Origin of the sequence: Sorangium sp. So ce1014 (assembly GCF_051521505.1) — a bacterium.
Classification (GTDB): Bacteria; Myxococcota_A; Polyangia; order Polyangiales; family Polyangiaceae; genus Sorangium.
Genome location: NZ_CP150356.1, coordinates 9,124,025 through 9,139,930, shown reverse-complemented (window position 1 = coordinate 9,139,930; position 15,906 = coordinate 9,124,025). Strand labels below are relative to the sequence as shown.

Annotated in this window: 16 protein-coding genes; 5 read left to right on the top strand and 11 right to left on the bottom strand. The window is 72.4% G+C overall.

The window, feature by feature from the left end:
- The first annotated feature begins 20 nt into the window (after positions 1-20).
- The 3 genes from WME75_RS34610 (at position 21) to WME75_RS34600 (ending at position 3,183) form a co-directional block, all read left to right on the top strand.
- Positions 21-893, top strand: a complete 873-nt coding sequence (locus WME75_RS34610; RefSeq protein WP_437479861.1) for an HmuY family protein — start codon at positions 21-23, stop codon at positions 891-893.
- Positions 890-2,590 (top strand): MXAN_6640 family putative metalloprotease, encoded by a 1,701-nt coding sequence (locus WME75_RS34605; RefSeq protein ID WP_437479858.1) that lies wholly within the window; start codon positions 890-892, stop codon positions 2,588-2,590. The genes WME75_RS34610 and WME75_RS34605 overlap by 4 nt, the downstream gene beginning before the upstream one ends.
- 167 nt (positions 2,591-2,757) lie before the next feature.
- Positions 2,758-3,183 carry an STAS/SEC14 domain-containing protein gene (locus WME75_RS34600; protein WP_437479856.1) on the top strand — a complete coding sequence of 142 codons (426 nt, stop codon included), beginning with the start codon at positions 2,758-2,760 and terminating at the stop codon, positions 3,181-3,183.
- 2 nt (positions 3,184-3,185) lie between these two features.
- Here the strand turns inward: WME75_RS34600 and WME75_RS34595 are convergent, their stop codons facing one another.
- The 9 genes from WME75_RS34595 to WME75_RS34555 form a co-directional block, all read right to left on the bottom strand.
- Positions 3,186-4,784, bottom strand: a complete 1,599-nt coding sequence (locus WME75_RS34595) for a S8 family peptidase (RefSeq protein ID WP_437479855.1) — start codon at positions 4,782-4,784, stop codon at positions 3,186-3,188.
- 56 nt (positions 4,785-4,840) lie between these two features.
- Entirely contained in the window at positions 4,841-5,485 is a 645-nt protein-coding gene (locus tag WME75_RS34590) for a hypothetical protein (RefSeq protein ID WP_437479853.1), read from the bottom strand.
- A gap of 235 nt (positions 5,486-5,720) precedes the next feature.
- On the bottom strand, positions 5,721-6,200 hold the full coding sequence (locus WME75_RS34585) for a hemerythrin domain-containing protein (protein WP_437479852.1): 480 nt from the start codon (positions 6,198-6,200) through the stop codon (positions 5,721-5,723).
- 168 nt (positions 6,201-6,368) lie between these two features.
- A complete protein-coding gene (locus WME75_RS34580) occupies positions 6,369-7,064 on the bottom strand; it encodes a pirin family protein (RefSeq protein WP_437479850.1) in 696 nt (231 codons plus the stop codon).
- A gap of 118 nt (positions 7,065-7,182) precedes the next feature.
- Entirely contained in the window at positions 7,183-8,142 is a 960-nt protein-coding gene (locus WME75_RS34575) for a GNAT family N-acetyltransferase (RefSeq protein ID WP_437479849.1), read from the bottom strand.
- Between the two features lie 49 nt (positions 8,143-8,191).
- Positions 8,192-9,367 carry a hypothetical protein gene (locus WME75_RS34570; RefSeq protein WP_437479847.1) on the bottom strand — a complete coding sequence of 392 codons (1,176 nt, stop codon included), beginning with the start codon at positions 9,365-9,367 and terminating at the stop codon, positions 8,192-8,194.
- On the bottom strand, positions 9,364-9,594 hold the full coding sequence (locus WME75_RS34565) for an acyl carrier protein (protein ID WP_437479844.1): 231 nt from the start codon (positions 9,592-9,594) through the stop codon (positions 9,364-9,366). Before WME75_RS34565 ends, WME75_RS34570 begins: the two co-directional genes overlap by 4 nt.
- Before the next feature lie 14 nt (positions 9,595-9,608).
- Positions 9,609-10,406, bottom strand: a complete 798-nt coding sequence (locus WME75_RS34560) for an acyltransferase (protein ID WP_437479842.1) — start codon at positions 10,404-10,406, stop codon at positions 9,609-9,611.
- A gap of 308 nt (positions 10,407-10,714) precedes the next feature.
- Positions 10,715-11,830: a lysylphosphatidylglycerol synthase domain-containing protein gene (locus tag WME75_RS34555; protein ID WP_437479839.1), complete on the bottom strand. Its 1,116-nt coding sequence runs from the start codon at positions 11,828-11,830 to the stop codon at positions 10,715-10,717.
- A 157-nt stretch (positions 11,831-11,987) separates the two neighbouring features.
- Here WME75_RS34555 and gor point away from each other — a divergent pair, with 157 nt between their 5' ends.
- Both gor and WME75_RS34545 read left to right on the top strand, forming a co-directional pair.
- A complete protein-coding gene (gene gor / locus WME75_RS34550; protein WP_437479836.1) occupies positions 11,988-13,406 on the top strand; it encodes a glutathione-disulfide reductase in 1,419 nt (472 codons plus the stop codon).
- A gap of 181 nt (positions 13,407-13,587) precedes the next feature.
- Positions 13,588-14,178 carry a DUF420 domain-containing protein gene (locus WME75_RS34545; RefSeq protein WP_437479834.1) on the top strand — a complete coding sequence of 197 codons (591 nt, stop codon included), beginning with the start codon at positions 13,588-13,590 and terminating at the stop codon, positions 14,176-14,178.
- A 3-nt stretch (positions 14,179-14,181) separates the two neighbouring features.
- Here WME75_RS34545 and WME75_RS34540 read toward each other — a convergent pair whose 3' ends face one another.
- Complete coding sequence (locus WME75_RS34540) at positions 14,182-14,859, bottom strand: sulfite oxidase heme-binding subunit YedZ (RefSeq protein ID WP_437479832.1); 678 nt, start codon at positions 14,857-14,859, stop codon at positions 14,182-14,184.
- Positions 14,860-14,861: 2 nt separating this feature from the next.
- Positions 14,862-15,896, bottom strand: coding sequence for a protein-methionine-sulfoxide reductase catalytic subunit MsrP (msrP, locus tag WME75_RS34535; RefSeq protein ID WP_437479830.1), 1,035 nt, complete (start codon positions 15,894-15,896; stop codon positions 14,862-14,864).
- Positions 15,897-15,906 lie beyond the last annotated feature (10 nt).

Sequence of the window (15,906 nt, the reverse complement as noted above, 5' to 3'; positions counted from 1 at the left end):
CTTCTGTTACGATGCCGCCCATGCGCTCCGCCTCAGCGTCCGCTCTCCTCGCCGCCGGCGTCGGCCTGCTCGCCCTGTGCGCCTGCGGCTCCGGCGACCCGCCGAGCTCGCCCGGCGCCGCCGGCGCCGGAGCAGGCCCCGGCGCCGCCGGTGCTGGAGCAGGCCCCGGCGCCGGAGCAGGCGGCGGCGCGAGCGCGGGGAGCGGCGGCACCACCACGGCGCCAGAGCCCGCGTGCTCGCAGCCGACGCCGGTGCCCTGCGAGGACGATGTCTTCCAGCAGATGAACCTCCAGTCCACCGTGGCGCCCGGGGAGCTCAGCAACGAGCAGGACGGCGAGGGGTACCGTTCCCTCGTCGACGCCACCGCGGGCGGCGCCTTCGCCGCCGAGCCCGACGCCTACGTCTATGCCCGGTTCACCGACGGCGGCCTCGAAAAGGTCGAGATCTCCGACGAGGCGTCGCTCGGATCGATGGACTGGGACGTCGCCTTCCGGCGCTACGTCGTGCGCATCAACAGCGGCCACTCCGGGCCGTCCTGCGTGATGGCGGCGCGGCTCCCGGGCACGCCGGACTACGACGCGCTCGCCGAGGCCCCCGGCGAGCTGAGGCTCCGCAGCGACGAGTACTTCACCGAGAGCTGCGAGCTCATCGCCGACGGCTCCGGGCTGGAGTCCCCGGCGACCGCGCTCTCCGGTTACTGGAAGTACCCCGGCTGCGTGGAGATGAGCGGCGTCGTCTACGTCGTCCGGCTCGCGGACGGCCGGAGGCTCAAGCTGACCGTCACGCACTTCTACAACGAAGAGGCCCAGGCGCAGTGCCAGGAGACCGGGATGGTCGAGATGGGGGACACCGGCGCCGCCAACCTCCGGCTCCGGTGGGCCTTCCTCCCGTGACCCGGCCCTCCGGCGCCGGGCGCTCCGCCTCCGCGCGGCGCCGCCGCGCCGGATGCGCCGCGGCCTCGTTGCGCCGCCGCGCCGGATGCGCCGCGGCCCGGCTCGCGCCGGCGCTCGCCGCCTTGCTGGCCCCGGCGCTCGCGGCCTGCGCCGGCGATGCGCCTGCGAGCGCGCTCGACGGGCCCGCCGCGGCGCCGCTCGAGCGGCCCGACACGCGCGGCACCGCCCTCCAGTTCCGGTTCGATCCGGACGACGTCGTCGAGACCTTCGCGTCGGCCTCCGGGAGCTTCCTTGTCCACTTCGCGCGCGAGGGGCGCTGCGCCGTGCCCGGCGAGGACGCCGACGCGACGGGCGTCCCCGACTTCGTCGAGGAGGTCGCTGCCATCTACGACGAGGTGATCGTCCACTACGGCGACGTCCTCGGCTTCCGGCCGCCGAGGAGCGACAAGGACCTCCCCGACAACGGCGGCGACGGCCGCTTCGACATCTACCTCGTCGACTTCGCCGGCGTCGGCGACGGGGCGTTCCGCGTCGACGCCTGCGACCCGGACGGCGAGGACCGCTGCGCCGGCTTCATGACCCAGGAGAACGACTACGCCGGCTACGACTATCCGTCGACGCGCACCGCGAACCGGATCCTCGGGAGCCACGAGCTCTTCCACGCCGTGCAGGCGGCCTACGATCACGGCCAGGACACGTTGATGATGGAGGGGAGCGCGGTCTGGGCGACCGAGTCGTTCGACCCCTCGCTGCAGGACTTCGAGGGCTTCGTCGGCGGCTACCTCTCGAACACGGATCGATCGCTCGACGTGCCCATCGCCGGCCCGGTCGACCCCTTCAGCTACGGGAGCGCGCTCTTCTTCCAGTTCCTCGAGGAGCGCTACGGAGACGGCACGGTCCGCGCGCTCTGGGAGCGCGTCGAGGACGACGCGTTCGGCGAGGCGGATCCCGTGTGGTTCGAGCAGCTCGACCCCTTGCTCTCCTCGAGCGCGCAGGCGACGTTCGCCGAGGCGTTCGTGGAGTTCGCCACCTGGAACCTGCTCACCGGGCTCCACGCGGATCCCGGGCGCTCCTACGCCTCCGGGGCCGGCTACAGGAGCCTCGCCCCGCAGCAGGTCGCGGCGCCCCACGCCGGCCGGCTCCGCGTCTTCCATGCGTCGGCGCAGTACTTCAGCGTCCGGCCCGACGGGCGCGCGACCATGACGGCCGCGCTCGCCGCGCCCGCGGAGGATCCGGCGCAGCGCGACGGCCTCACCCTGCTGCTCGCGGCGCGGCGCGGCCGCGCGTACGGCGAGGTCGTGCGCGCCGCCGACGTGGCCTCCGGCGCCGAGCTCGTCGACACGGCCGACGCCGACGGCCTCGCTGTGATCGTGGTGAACGACCTTCAGGACGGCGAATCGCGCAAGCCGACGCTGTGCATCGGCACGGCCGACGAGGTCGCGGCGTGCCGGGCCGCCGTGGAGGGCGGCGCCGGCGGCGGGGGTGGAGGCGGCGGCGGCGCGGGTGGCGCCGGCGCCGCCGGAGGGGAGGCGCCGGCGGAGGGCGGCGAAGGCGACGCCGACGGAGGGTGCGGCTGCCGTGTCGGGGCGCCGGCCACCGCGGCGGGGAGCTTCGCCGCGGCCGGGAGCTGGGCGCTCGGCGCTTCGCTGCTCGCGCTGGCCCTGCGCCGGCGCAGGTTCACGCCCATCCACCGGTGATCTCCGCCGGTCGCGCACCCGGCGAGGAGCGCCGTGATCGCGCGGAGGCGCCCGGCCGATCCGGCCCGTCCGCCGCGGCAGACGGGCTCCGGCGGCCGAGCGTCGACCGCGCTGACCGTCATGGAAAGCCCGTCCCGCGCGCCACGCGAGAAGCTACCATGGTCCGCATGAGCGACGCTGGTCCCGAGCACGCGAACCTCTCTCTCCGCGAGGATCCGGAGGGGTTCCTGTGCACCGTGGTCGAGGGCGACCTGTCGGATGAGATGGCGCGCGCGATCGCCGCCGAGTGCAAGCGCCTCTCGGACAGCGGCCGGGAGGTCCTCGTGCTCTGCGATACGCACCGCACTGGCACCATCTCACCGTCCGCGCGCAAGGTGATGGCGAACGAGATGCGCGCCGTGCGCTTCGACGCGATCGCGATCTTCGGCGCGAGCTTCGCCGTGCGCGTCATCTCCACGCTCGCGGCGAAGAGCGTGCAGATCCTCACGCAGCAATCCTATCCGGTGCACTTCTTCGATACGGAGGCCGAGGCGCGCGCGTGGCTCCTCGCGCAGCGGCACGCGGTCCGCGCCAGGCGGCGGCCGGTCGCATGACGTCACCCGCCGCGGCGCGCGCCTGCCGCGCGCCGCCGGCGCCCCGCCGCGGCGAGGCCGAGGAGCGCCGCGACCGCGAGGCCGCGCCGCTCGCCCGGGGGCGCGCCCGCCGCCGCGCACGCGCAGCCGGCCTGCTCGTCGTCGCCGGCGTCCTCGCCTCCTTCGTCCGGCGGCGGCGGTGGCGGCTCGTCCCCGAGCACCTCCCTGAGCGCCGCGACCGGGTCGATGATCCCGTGTCCGAAGATGGGATCGTGCCCGTTCTCGTCGGGGATGGCGTAGGGCGCCGGCCGCGCCGTGCGGATCAGGATGTCGTAGAGCTCGACCGAGGTCCGCTCGGGCGCGGCGCTGACGAGCAGCCCGGCGACGCCGGCCGCGACCGGGCACGCCGACGAGGTGCCCCCGAACAGCGACGTGTAGTCGTCCGGGCTGTCCCCCTCGCGCCCGGCGATATCGGTGCTCAGCGTCCCGGTGGGCGCGACGAGATCGAGAGAGCTCCCGCGGTTCGTGAACGACGTCTCCTCTTCCAGGTGGTTGACCGCGCCCACGTTGAGGACGCCCCGCACCGCCTGGATCTCGTCGTCGAGGATCTCCCGGTCGTCGTTGCCGGCGGCGAAGAGGACGAGCGCCCCCTTCCCGTCGCGCCCGGCGTCGAACAGGCGGTGGATCGCGTCCTCGACCACCCGGGGGACGGGCATCGGCTCGGCGTATCCCCAGCTGTTGGAGACGACGGCGGCGTTCACCTGCAGGGCGAACTCGAAGGCATCGACCGAGGTGGAGATCGGCTGCGCCTCGTCGTCGAGCAGCCGCACGCACCGCAGCCTGCATTCGGGGCAGCCGCCCGCGATGCCGACGCCGTTGTCGGTGTCGGCGGCGACGAGGCCCGCGCAGGCGGTCCCGTGGTTCACGCCCGCTGCGCCCGGCTTGTAGGTGGGGTCGTCGTCTCCATCGATGACGTCCAGGCCCGGATCCATCTTCGAGGCGAGGTCGGGGTGATCGAGGTCGCAGCCGGTGTCGATGACGACGATGGAGGTGGCCGCGTCTCCCCGCGTGCGCCCCCAGGCCTCTTCCATCCTGAGGTCGGCGAAGTACCACTGTCCTGGCAGGCGCGGGTCGTCCGGCGTGAACGGCGCGCCGCGCGCCTCGAGGCGCACGTGGAGGTCCGGGATCGCCTCGCGCAGGAACGCCGGCCGCGCCGCGCCCTGGAGGCGCTCGGCGAGATCGAGGCCGTCGCCGCCGCCGGTGTCCCTGACGAGCCATAGCCCGATCGAGGGCATCAGCGGCCTCACCACCTCGATCCCCGCGCCGGCGAGCTCGCCCTCGGCGCCCGGGTCGACCTTCACGATCGCGGTCGCGCCCACGCTCGCCTGGACCGTGCGGCCGCCGGGGTAGTGGAGCCGCACCGGCGAAAGCGCGCCGCCCGACGCGCCCAGCGCGGCCGGCCCGAGCCGCTCGACGGCGACGCGGCGCCCGCCGTCCAGGAACGAGGGAGTCCTCGCCGAGCCGCTCGCGGCCGGGCGCGGGCTGGCGAGGGCGTCGCCGGGCCCGGCGGCCCCGAGGAGGAGCGCCGCCGAGGAGAGCAGGATAGATGGCTTGCGTCGCATCGCTCTCCTGGATCTACCGGACCGCGCGACGGGAGACGAGCCTGGGCGGCGCGGTGCTACCCCTTCTTGGCGCCTCGGATCACCATCGACGCGAGCAGGTCCATCGTCCTCGAGAGGTCTTCCCGGACCGCTCCGTCGGGGAGCGCCGCGAGCCGCGTCGCGACGCGCTCCAGGAACTGCTGCCTTGCCCGCTCGAAGCCCGGCGCCAGCTGGTCGTGCAGCGCGCAGGTCACGAGCTCCTGATCGAGCTGCCGCCAGAAGAACTTGCCGTCGACGGTCGTGGCGCAGAGCCTGCCGGTGAAGCCGACCACCGTTCGCGCGCCCGCGTCGAGGAGCTGCTCAAACAGCGGGCCGCTCGCCGTCTCGCCACAGCAGAAATACAGAACGCGGCCCCGCGCCCAGAGCTCGATCTCCTGCGCCGGGCTCTCATGCGATATCAGGAGGCCATCGGGCGACTCGTCGTCCACAACGCAGCTCGTCCTGCCGTGGGACGACACGACGATCCCACGGAAGGGATTGCCCCCGCCCTCGGCCCGCGCGATCTGGCGGAGGATCCTCCTCCGCTCCGCGCTCGCGCGCCCGAAGGGTACGATGGAGAACTGCTCTCCCATGCGCCCATAGAGCTGCGTGCGTCCAGACGCGAACCAGGCGCTGTCCGGATCGAAGGACGTGTCAATCGAGAGTACAGGTCGAGGCGTCATCCTACCTCCTTCGAAGTTTCCCCGTCCGCGCCGTCCAGCGCGCGCCCGCACCGGCGAGCGCCAGCGCCGCTCGCGCGCGCTGCGCCGAGCCGCCGGCGCCTGGCATCAGGCCCTCTCCACCGGCTTCTTCGCAGCATGCATCGCACCCGCTGCCATCTCGGACCCCCTGCCGCAAGACTCGCGGCAGGGTACGATAACAACCGTACGGGAATCTCTTCTATAAAAATCGTGTGGCTCAGGCGAGGGGCGCCGCCTCGTCGGTCTGGTCCAGGACGAGCTTGCGGGGCTCCCCCTGCCGCAGCTCGCTCATCCTCGCCTGCATCGTCTGCCCTAGCTCCTCGCGCGCGCCGTCGTCGAGGAGCTTCTTGACCTTGGGAAACAGGTGCTCTTCCTCCTCCTTGTGGTGATGCTCGAGCTGCTCGGCCAGCACGTGGAGCTTGGGCCCGAACTTCTCGTCCGTCGTGTCGAGCGCCACGAGATCGGCCAGCACGCGCTTGAGGGACAGGTGCTCCTCCAGCGACTCGAGGAGGATATCCTCGGTGCGATGGGCCCGGACGGCGGGGTAGAAGTGCTGTTCCTCGATCGTGATGTGCGTGGCGAGGAGGTCGGCGGCCGCGGAAAACTGTTCAGAGGAGACGGAAGAGGCCTCCTTCAGGCCGGAGAACTGCTGTTCGAGCTCGCGGTGGTGGCGTTCGAGGAGATCGATGGCGTCCATAGGGGCTTCTATGTAGCGGCCGCCGCCCCGCGAGCAAGCTGGGCGGACGCACGGGAGCGGCGCCGGGCGATTGCAGATCTCTCCTGGCACGACGAGGGCCGTGGCCGCGATCTCCGCCAGGGCGAGCCCCGGTGAGATCTCGTGGGCCGAGGTGGCGAGCCCGGCCGTTCAGGCGAGGTCGAACAGCAGCACCTCGCCCGCGTCCTTCCCGACCAGGTGGAGCGCCCCGCCCGCGCCGATCGCGGCCGCGTCGCCGGCCTCGAGCCGCGTCCCGTTCAGCTCGACGCTCCCGCGCGCCACGTGGACCCAGGCGTTTCGCCCGGCCGCGAGCTCGTACCGCGCCTCTTCCCCCTGTCCGAAGGTGCCCGCGAACAGGCTCACGTCCTGGTGGACCGTCACCGATCCATCGCGCCCGTCCTGCGAGGCGACGAGCCGCAGCTTGCCCTGGCGCTCCTCGTCCGAGAACGCCTTCTGCTCGTAGCCCGGCGGATACCCGGGCCGGTCCGGCAGGATCCAGATCTGCAGCAGGTGCGTCACGCCCGTCTTCGAGGCGTTCATCTCGCTGTGGAACACGCCCGTGCCCGCCGACATGCGCTGGACCTCGCCAGGGCGGATGATCGACCCGTTCCCCATGCTGTCCCGGTGCGAGAGCTCCCCCTCGAGAACATAGGTGAGGATCTCCATGTTCTGGTGCGGGTGCGACCCGAACCCCCGCGCCGGCGCGACGCGATCGTCGTTGATCACCCGCAGCGCACGGAAGCCCATGTGGTCCGGGTCCTGGTAGTTGGCGAACGAGAACGTGTGGAATGACTGCAGCCACCCGTGATCGGCATAGCCGCGCTCGCCGGAACGGCGGAGTTGCATCGAAGAAGGGGTGTTTTCCATGCCCATCAGCATGCGTCCGCCGATCCATCTTGTGAATCGGCATTCCCCTCATGGATCCCATCTGGATCGCAGATGGGTCCCCGGCCGCGCCGGTGCGTCAGACGACCTCCAGGTTGGTCACCTCGGCGTCGAGCCACGGCCCGTCCCCCGGGTGCACGACGAAGGCATCGAAGCTCGCCTCCGTCGCGCGCGCGCCGGCCGGCCTGAGCTGGTCCTGGGGGACGATCGCCAGGTTGGGCGCGCTCACCACCGGCGTGGTGGCCTGCCCGGCGAAGGCCTCGGAGGCCGCGCGCAGCACCGCCGCGAGCCGGTCGGCGGTCGGCTCGGGCAGGAAGAGCGCGTCGAGCGTCGCCACGCGGTCGATCCCCCGGGCGGTCGCGATCTCGGACAGGAACACCGCCGCGGCGCCGACCGACCGGCCGGCCTCCTCGACGAGCAGCAGCCTGCGCGACCGCGGATCGCGCAGGCTGTGCTCGAGCTGCGCCGCGTTGGGCGCCGACCAGAGCACGCGCTCGTCGCCGCACGCCGCGATCGCCGCGAGCACGTCGTCCACGGCCCCCGCCGGCCTGGCCACGGCCCGCGTCGGCGCGGCGCTCGCCCGGGGGACGAAGCCGTGGTTCTGGCACGTGGCCAGCCGCTTCAGCCTGAGCTCGGCCGCCTCGACCGCCTTGAAGAGCACGCGCTGGGCGGGCGCGGATCGCGCCTCCACGAACACGACGATCGGCAAGCCGGACGCGCGGAGGCCGGCCAGGAGCTCGCTGTACAGCCGGCCGGCCAGCCCCTGCCGCTGGAACCTCGGGCGCACGCTCACGAACGAGAGGACGTACCCCGCCGACACGGCGCCGCCGAAGCGGAAGCGGCGCGGCGCGGCGCCGATGAAGCCCGCCGGCTCGCCGCCCTCGCGCGCGAGCACGGCCCGCGGCGCCGGGCCGGGAAAGCCGAGCTGCCACCGCAGGTAGTCGGCCGTGTAGTGAAGGGCCGGCGGCGGCCACGCCTCGCGCAGGACCAGGCTGGCCTCCTCCGCCGCGGCCATCGGGTCGACGTGCTCGAGCTGCATGGCAACGAGCCTCGCAGAATCACCCGGGAAACGGAACCCGAGCTCCGCGCTACAGGCCGCTCATCTCCGGGGCGCGCCGCACGACGTCGGGCCAGCCGGCCGGGTCGTTGCCGTGCTGGGCGAGGAACGCGTAGACCCACCGCTCCAGGCCGAACGCGATGCAGACGCTGTGCATCGGGCCCGCGCCCTCGACCTCGCAGCTGAACGCGCGGCCGAAGAAGTCGGTGTGGTAGTTCAGCGACCCGGCCGCCACCCGCTCGTCCTCCGGGAGCATCAGCGAGATCTCGTATTTCGTCTCGCTGCTGATCTGGAAGTAGGTCTTGGCGGCCGCGTCCGGGGCGATGAAGAACGGATCGCTCGCCGTCCGGATCTCGCCCGCGAGCCTGTGCTCGTCGAGGTAGCGCGCCACGAGCTCGTTCCCTTGCTCGCGCAGCCCGAGGACGTTCTCGCGCGACCCGAGGAAGACGATCTCGCGCATCGTGAACTCCCAGAGCCGCCGGAGGTCGACCATATTGCTCGACTCGTAGCGGAAGCAGCGGCCCACGAGGGCGTAGCGCGCGCCGCCCGCCGGCAGCACGCGGTCCCGGTTCGCCGCGTACACGTGGTAACAGACCGCCGGCGAGAGACACACCTCCGGCGGCGCCATGTCGCTCAGCGCGCGCTCGTCGAGCGTCTCCCGGTCCTGGTGCCGCGCCCGGAAATCCTCGATGCGCGGCATGTCCTCCGGCAGGTGGCACGTGAACGTGACGATGTGGGGAAACGAACGGAAATAATCGCACTTCGCCAGCGTCGCGGCCGGGATCAACGTCGGCACGAGGATCGGGCTCGGCGAGAACGGCGCGCCGAGCGCCTCCAGCGTGCGATCGAAGTAGCGGTAGAGCCGCAGCGGGATGCCCTCGAGGGCGACCTGGCCCTGTCCCATCTGCGTGACCCCGGCGGGGAGCGCGCCGCCGCGGAACTCCACCCGGTCGCACGCGGGGCTGCGGTACACGAGCTTCCGCGTGAGCGAGCGCAGGCTGCGTTGCATGGTGCGCGCGAGGCTCTCGGCCGCTCGCGCGAGATCGGCCGCGCTCTGCTCGGGGGCCTCGAACTCCAGCGCGGCGCCCTCGCGGACGAAGCGGATGTTCGAGATCTCCTTCGAGAGGAAGGCGATCTGCTTCGGGATCTCCTCCTGCGCCATCTCGGTCGCGGGCGTCGCGAGCTCGACGGTGACGGTCTTCCTCACGAGGCACGCTCCTGGATGAGATCGCTCAGCGCGCGCGGCGTGCGGGCGAGGCTGAACCGGTCGTCGGGGAGCGTCACGTTGAACGTGTCCTCCAGCTCGGTGAGCAGCTGGAGCGCGCGAATCGAGGAGAACCCCGCGTCGTAGATGTCGTCATCGGGCTTGATCGCAGCCGGCAGGCTGCCCACCGTGACGATGACATCGATCACCTTCTCCATCTCAATCGCCATGACAAGCTCCAGGGTTAAGAGGCGCGGCCTTCGAGCGAGCGTCTCCCCGCGTCGTCCGCGACGTTGCCCCTCGCACCGGCGCGGATCGCCTCGGGCTCGGCCGGCGGCGGCTCGGTCCGCAGGGATGCCACCCGCCGGGCCGGATTGCCAGCAACGACGGTGTACGGCGGGACATCGGCCATCACGATGGATCCCGCCGACACCACGCTGCCCTCGCCGATCGTGACCCCCGGGAAGATCATCGACCGGGCGCCGAGCCAGACGTTGTCCTCGATGACGACAGGCCGCACCTCGGTGTCCGCCGGAGGCAGGCCGTGCTTCCGGGCCTCCGGGTCGCTGGGGTGGCCGCTCGAGTCGAGGATGTAGACGCTCCCGGCGATCCGGCAGTGCTTGCCGATGGAGACCGACTTGCCGACGATGATCCTGCAGTCGTGACCGATGCCGGTGTTGTCGCCGATCCGCAAGGTCGGGCGGTCGGAGAACCGCGCGGCGAAGACGATGTTGATCTTGCCGTCGAGCACCACATCGTCGCCAAGGACGATGTCGCCCCGCCCCTGGATGTAGTGAATGAAGTTCCCCGTCCGGACGCCCTTGCCGTACCGGGCGCAGTGCGACTTGAAGTGGGGCTCGCAGACGAGCACACGAGCACCGAAGTAGTACACCTCGCGCGCCGCCTCGAACGCCATGCGCATCGGGACCACGATCGGCCGCGGCGCGGGCAGGGTGAAGCCGCGGACCTGCCGGCGCACGTCGCGCACGGCGCGGGCGACGCTGTGATCGGAGGAGGCAAGGAAACGATAAAGGTTCTTCATGGAGGGTCGCTCTGCGCAGCCTGGCTGGAGCAGCGATGTCCAGCGGGGCGCCCGGCAAGAAGGGCGAAAGGCACGGCGGGGAACCCGAGACTATACCTCGAAGCTGGCGCCGTCGATCGTCCTCCCGTTCTCCCAGCCGCTCTATTGGTGCTTCCCCGGGCTCCAGTCGCCCTCGGAGTACCCTCGGATTCCCATCGGATTGCAATTGAACCACAATTGGACGGCAAGCCGCGTGCCCGTCACGAGTATTCCACGAGCACTAGCAAATACCGTGACAACACCGGGGCAACAGGCCGCGTGAAGCCGCGTCAGGCCGGCTCTCGTTGCGCGCCCGTGGGGGCAGCGCCTGCTCGGGCGGCGGCGGTGGGGACCTTCGCCTCCATATGGGGCAAAACGCCCCGGAGCAGGACCAGGCCGAGCGCGGCCTCGACGAGGGTGAGCGCTACCGCCCAGGTCGTCGTGGTGGCGGCGATGGCGGCCAGGCGCTCTTCGCGCGTGACGCCGGCCGCGAAGCCCTCGAGGAGCGCGGCGGCGAGCACGTCGCGCGTGCCGAAGCCCTGCGGGGTGAGGGGGAGCGTCACCACCACCATCAGGATGGGGATGTACGTCAAGGCCGCCCCGAGGGGGATGCGCACGCCGAAGAACCAGAAGGGGAGCCAGGTGCCGGCGAACAGGACGAGGAGGTGCGGCATGCGCGCGGCGAGGGCGATAAGGTGGCCGCGCACGCCCGCCTCGAAGAGCGGGGCGAGGAGCTTCGTGCGGGCGAGCCGGGCGGGACGCAGCGCGAGGAGCGCGAGGTAGAGCACGCCCGCGCCGAGGAGCAGGGCGGACCCGGCGAGCGGCCCGCCGTTCGCGGGGACGGCCACCGCGCCGAGGAGGAGGAGGCAGCCGAGCCACGACGCATAGACGACGAGCGTCGCGCCGGCGGCGCGCGCGAGCGGCACGGCGTGCGCGCGCGCGAGGAAGACCGTGATGAACGCCTGGCCCACGTGGTGGTTGAGCAGCGACGGAAGGTAGGAGGCGCCGCGGAGCACGAAGAAGTCGCGGAAGGCGACGGGGGCGATCAGGCGGCGGTAGACGAGGACGGTCGCGAACGTGTCGGCGCCGAGGAGCGCGAGGATGAAGAGGGCGGCGAAGGCGCCGAAGAGCGGGGCGTCGACGCGCGCGAGGGCGGCGCGGAAGGCGTCGAAGTCGAGGCGGCCGAGGACGAAGGCGACGAGCGCGACCGCCAGCGCGAAGGGCAGGGCGCGGCGCGCGCGCCCCCAGAGGCCCGGCGCGCGCCGCTCAGGCAGGTCGCCGTCGCGCGGCGGCGGGGCGTCGCGCGGCGGCGGGGCGTCGCGCGGCGGCGGGGCGTCGCGCGGCGGCGGGGCGTCGCGCGGCGGCGGGGCGGCGGCGAAGGTTCCAGTGTGGGTCGAGGAGCGCAACGGCGGGACCGTAGCAGAATCCCCGCCGGGGTGGCCCAGAGGAGCGGCGCCCGGAAGCGCGCCGCCCCCGGCCTCTAGGCCACACGCCACCCCTGTCCCCCTGGGGGCGCGAACGCTGCGCGGCGACGGCGCCCCGCATGAGGCATAGTCGTCCGCCATGTCCAAGTACGATTACGATCTCTTCGTCATCGGCGCCGGCTCCGGCGGCGTGCGCGCAGCCCGCATGTCCGCTTCCTACGGCGCCCGGGTCGCCGTCGCCGAGTCGCATCACCTCGGCGGCACCTGCGTCAACCTGGGGTGCATCCCGAAGAAGCTGCTCGTCTACGCCTCGCACTACACCGAGGACTTCGAGGACGCCGCCGGCTACGGCTGGTCGGTGCCCGGCCACGGCGGGGACGGGCAGGCCGGCCCGACGTTCGATTGGCCGACGTTCCTCCGCAACAAGAACAAGGAGATCGAGCGCCTGAACGGCGTCTACGAGCGGCTCCTGAAGAACTCGGGCGCCGACATCCGCCGGGGCCAGGCCAGGGTCGTGGACCCGCACGCCGTCGAGATCGACGGCGCCAGGATCACCGCCGAGCGGATCCTCGTCGCGACAGGCAGCTATCCCTGGATCCCCGACCTGCCCGGGCGCGAGCTCGCGATCACCTCCGACGACGCGTTCCACTTCAAGACCATGCCGCGGCGGGTGGTCATCGTGGGGGGCGGCTACATCGCGGTCGAGCTCGCGGGGATCCTGCACGGGCTCGGGGCCAAGGTGTCGCTGATCCACCGCGGCATGCACCTGCTGCGCGGCTTCGACGACGACATCCGGGCGTTCCTCGCCACCGAGATCCAGAAGAAGGGCCTGGATCTCCGCCTGGGCGCGAGCGTCGAGAGCATCGAGCGGCGCGGCGACGCGCTGTGCGCGGCGCTCGCCGACGGCACCGAGCTCGCGGCCGACTGCGTGCTGTACGCGACAGGGCGCCTGCCGAAGACGAAGGGGCTCGGCCTCGAGGAGGTCGGGGTGGCGCTCGACGAGGACGGCGCGGTCGTGGTGGACGACGCATTCCAGACGGCGGTCCCGTCCATCTACGCGATCGGCGACGTGATCTCGCGCGTGCAGCTCACGCCGGTCGCCATCGCCGAGGCGATGGCGCTGGCGAAGCGGCTCTTCCGCGGCGAGAGCGCGCGCGTGGACTACGCCGGCATCCCGACCGCCGTGTTCAGCCAGCCGAACGTCGGCACCGTCGGCCTGAGCGAGGCGCAGGCGCGCGAGCACCACGACGTCGCCGTCTACCTCTCGATCTTCCGCGCGCTCAAGCACACCCTCTCCGGGCGCGAGGAGAAGACGATGATGAAGCTGGTCGTCGATCGCATGACCGACCGGGTGCTCGGCATCCACATGGTCGGGCCCGACGCCGGCGAGATCATCCAGGGGTTCGCCGTCGCGCTGAAGTGCGGCGCGACAAAGGCGCAGTTCGACGCGACGATCGGCGTCCACCCGACCGCGGCCGAGGAGTTCGTGACCATGCGCGAGCCGCTGCGGAACGCAGATCGCAGCCCGCCGATGGGGATCGCGCCGAGCTCCGCGTAGCCCGCGCGCGCGCTCGCCGGGCTGCTGGCTCCGCCCGGCGCCCGCGCGATCCTGCCCGTCTGCTTGCGACGGCATCGGTCGGCTGCAGCCGGCGTCCGTCCGCTTCCGCCGACCTTCATTCACCGCCGTCCGCTCGCTCCGGCTCGCCCGCTCGCGTTCGCGCTCGGCGCGCTCCTCTGGTATGGACCGCGCGATGTCGACACACGCCTCGACCCCCCTGAAGCCGGTCGGCCTGCTCGCCCGCACCAGCGATCGATCGTTCTACGTCTTCAATGCCGTGCTCTCCGCGGCCGCGCTGGCGTTCCTCGCCTACATCCTCATCATCCGGCGCGGCGCGGGCGGCGCGGATCTCCGCTTCATGCCCCCGCTGAACGCCGCGCTGAACGCGACGGCCGCCACGCTGCTCGTCGCGGGCTGGCTCGCGATCAAGCGCCGCGCGATCGTCGTGCACAAGTACCTGATGGTCTCGGCGTTCGTCGCCTCGTCGCTGTTCCTCGTCGGCTATCTCGCCTACCACTTCGTCCACGGGGACACGAAGTACCAGGGCACCGGGCCGCTGCGCGCCGTCTACTTCGCCGTCCTCATCTCGCACATCGTGCTCTCGGCCGGCATCGTGCCGCTCGCGCTGACGTCGTTCTACTTCGCCTACAAGGCGAACTTCGCGAAGCACGCCAGGGTCGCGCGGGTGACGCTGCCGCTCTGGCTCTACGTGTCGGTGACGGGCGTGCTCATCTATTTCATGCTGCGCGGGAGCCCGCCGGCGGTGCCGTGAGCTTCACGCCGCGCGGGAGCCCGCCGGGGCTCGGCGCGACGCCGCGCGTCTGCGCAGGGCGGCGCTCGCGATGCGCACGGCGAAGAGCAGGGCGAGCAGCGCCGCGTAGATCATCGGCTCCGTCGTGTCCTTCTTCACGCGGAGAAAGAAGTGCACGACCCCGAGGACGGCGGCGACATACGCGAGGCGGTGCAGGCGCTTCCAGCGCGCGGCGCCGAGGCGCTTCAGCATGCGCGCGGTCGACGTCGCCGCGAGCGGGGCGAGCAGAAGGAGCGCGACGAAGCCGGCGAGGATGAACGGGCGCTCGGTGATGTCCTCGATGACGGCGCGGGCGTCGAGCCCCTGATCGACGACCGCATACGTCAGGAAGTGCGCGCACGCGTAGAAGAAGGCGAGCAGCCCGAGCGCCTTGCGGATACGCAGCGGAAACGTCCAGCCCGAGACGAGCTTGAGCGGCGTCGCCGCCAGGGAGGCGACGAGCAGCACGAGCGCGAGGAGGCCGAGCTGGTTCAGCGCCTCGGCGACGGCGTTCGGGCCGAGCGCCCCGGCCCGGGCGCGCAGGCCGAGCACGGCCAGCGGGATCAGCCCGCCGGTGACGACCGCCGGCGCGAGCCAGGGCAGCTTCCGGCCAGCCGGCGAGAGGGCGCCCGGCGGCGACATCGGCCTCGCGGGGGAGCCCATCGTCAGAAGCTCTCCCGCAGGTCCATGCCGGCGTAAAGACCGGCGACCTCCTCCGCGTAGCCGTTGAACGGCAGCGTGGGGCGGCGGCGCAGCTCACCGATCCTCCGCTCGGTGGCCTGGCTCCAGCGCGGGTGAGCCACCGCGGGGTTCACGTTGGCATAGAACCCATACTCGTCCGGCGTGGCCTGGCTCCACGTCGTCCGCGGCTGACGCTCCGTGAGCTGGATGCGGACGATCGATTTGCCCCCCTTGAACCCGTATTTCCACGGGACCACCAGGCGAATCGGCGCTCCGTTCTGGCCGAGCAACGATTTGCCGTAGAGGCCCACGGCCAGCATCGTGAGCGGGTGCATCGCCTCGTCGAGCCGGAGCCCCTCGACGTAAGGCCAGTCGAGGACGTCGCTCCGCTGGCCGGGCAGCTGCTCCGGATCGAGCAGCGTGGTGAACTGGACGTACCGGGCGCGGGAGGTCGGCTCGAGGCGCCTGAGCAGCGGGGCGAGCGGGAACCCGAGCCAGGGGATCACCATCGACCACGCCTCGACGCAGCGCATGCGATAGACGCGCTCCTCCAGGGGAAACCACCTGAGCAGGGTGTCGAGGTCGATGACCTCGGGCTTCTTGAGCTCTCCCTCGCACGCGACGGCCCAGGGGCGCAGCCGGAGCCGGCCGGCGTTCCTGGCCGGCTCCGATTTGCTCAGGCCGAGCTCGTAGAAATTGTTGTACGAGACGATGGCCTCGTAGTCGGTCCGCGCCTCGTCGGTGACGAACGGGGTCCTCGCGCTCGTCCCGAGGAGCGGCGGCGCGGCGTCCGGCGGCGGGGGCGCGCTGGCGAGCGGCGCGGCCTCGCCGCCGGGGGCGCCGGGCCCGCCGGCGTCCGCCACGCCGGCCTCGCCGCCCGTGAGCCAGACGAGGCCGCCGCCGAGGGTCGACGCGGTGCCGGCGAAGAGCGCGGCGTTCTTCAGGAGCTCGCGCCGCCGCAGGTAGAGCGCTGGAGGGGTGATCTCGCTGGCGGGCGGCTCCTTGGGCAGCTTGCTCATGCCCCATTCT

Coding starts and splice junctions, on each gene's coding strand:
- WME75_RS34610 (WP_437479861.1), top strand. CDS start 21: ATGCGCTCCGCCTCAGCGTCCGCTCTCCTCGCCGCCGGCGTCGGCCTG.
- WME75_RS34590 (WP_437479853.1), bottom strand. CDS start 5,485: ATGACGCCTCGACCTGTACTCTCGATTGACACGTCCTTCGATCCGGAC.
- WME75_RS34585 (WP_437479852.1), bottom strand. CDS start 6,200: ATGGACGCCATCGATCTCCTCGAACGCCACCACCGCGAGCTCGAACAG.
- WME75_RS34580 (WP_437479850.1), bottom strand. CDS start 7,064: ATGCAACTCCGCCGTTCCGGCGAGCGCGGCTATGCCGATCACGGGTGG.
- WME75_RS34545 (WP_437479834.1), top strand. CDS start 13,588: ATGGACCGCGCGATGTCGACACACGCCTCGACCCCCCTGAAGCCGGTC.
- WME75_RS34560 (WP_437479842.1), bottom strand. CDS start 10,406: ATGAAGAACCTTTATCGTTTCCTTGCCTCCTCCGATCACAGCGTCGCC.
- WME75_RS34575 (WP_437479849.1), bottom strand. CDS start 8,142: ATGCAGCTCGAGCACGTCGACCCGATGGCCGCGGCGGAGGAGGCCAGC.
- WME75_RS34565 (WP_437479844.1), bottom strand. CDS start 9,594: ATGGCGATTGAGATGGAGAAGGTGATCGATGTCATCGTCACGGTGGGC.
- WME75_RS34595 (WP_437479855.1), bottom strand. CDS start 4,784: ATGCGACGCAAGCCATCTATCCTGCTCTCCTCGGCGGCGCTCCTCCTC.
- WME75_RS34600 (WP_437479856.1), top strand. CDS start 2,758: ATGAGCGACGCTGGTCCCGAGCACGCGAACCTCTCTCTCCGCGAGGAT.
- gor (WP_437479836.1), top strand. CDS start 11,988: ATGTCCAAGTACGATTACGATCTCTTCGTCATCGGCGCCGGCTCCGGC.
- WME75_RS34540 (WP_437479832.1), bottom strand. CDS start 14,859: ATGGGCTCCCCCGCGAGGCCGATGTCGCCGCCGGGCGCCCTCTCGCCG.
- msrP (WP_437479830.1), bottom strand. CDS start 15,896: ATGAGCAAGCTGCCCAAGGAGCCGCCCGCCAGCGAGATCACCCCTCCA.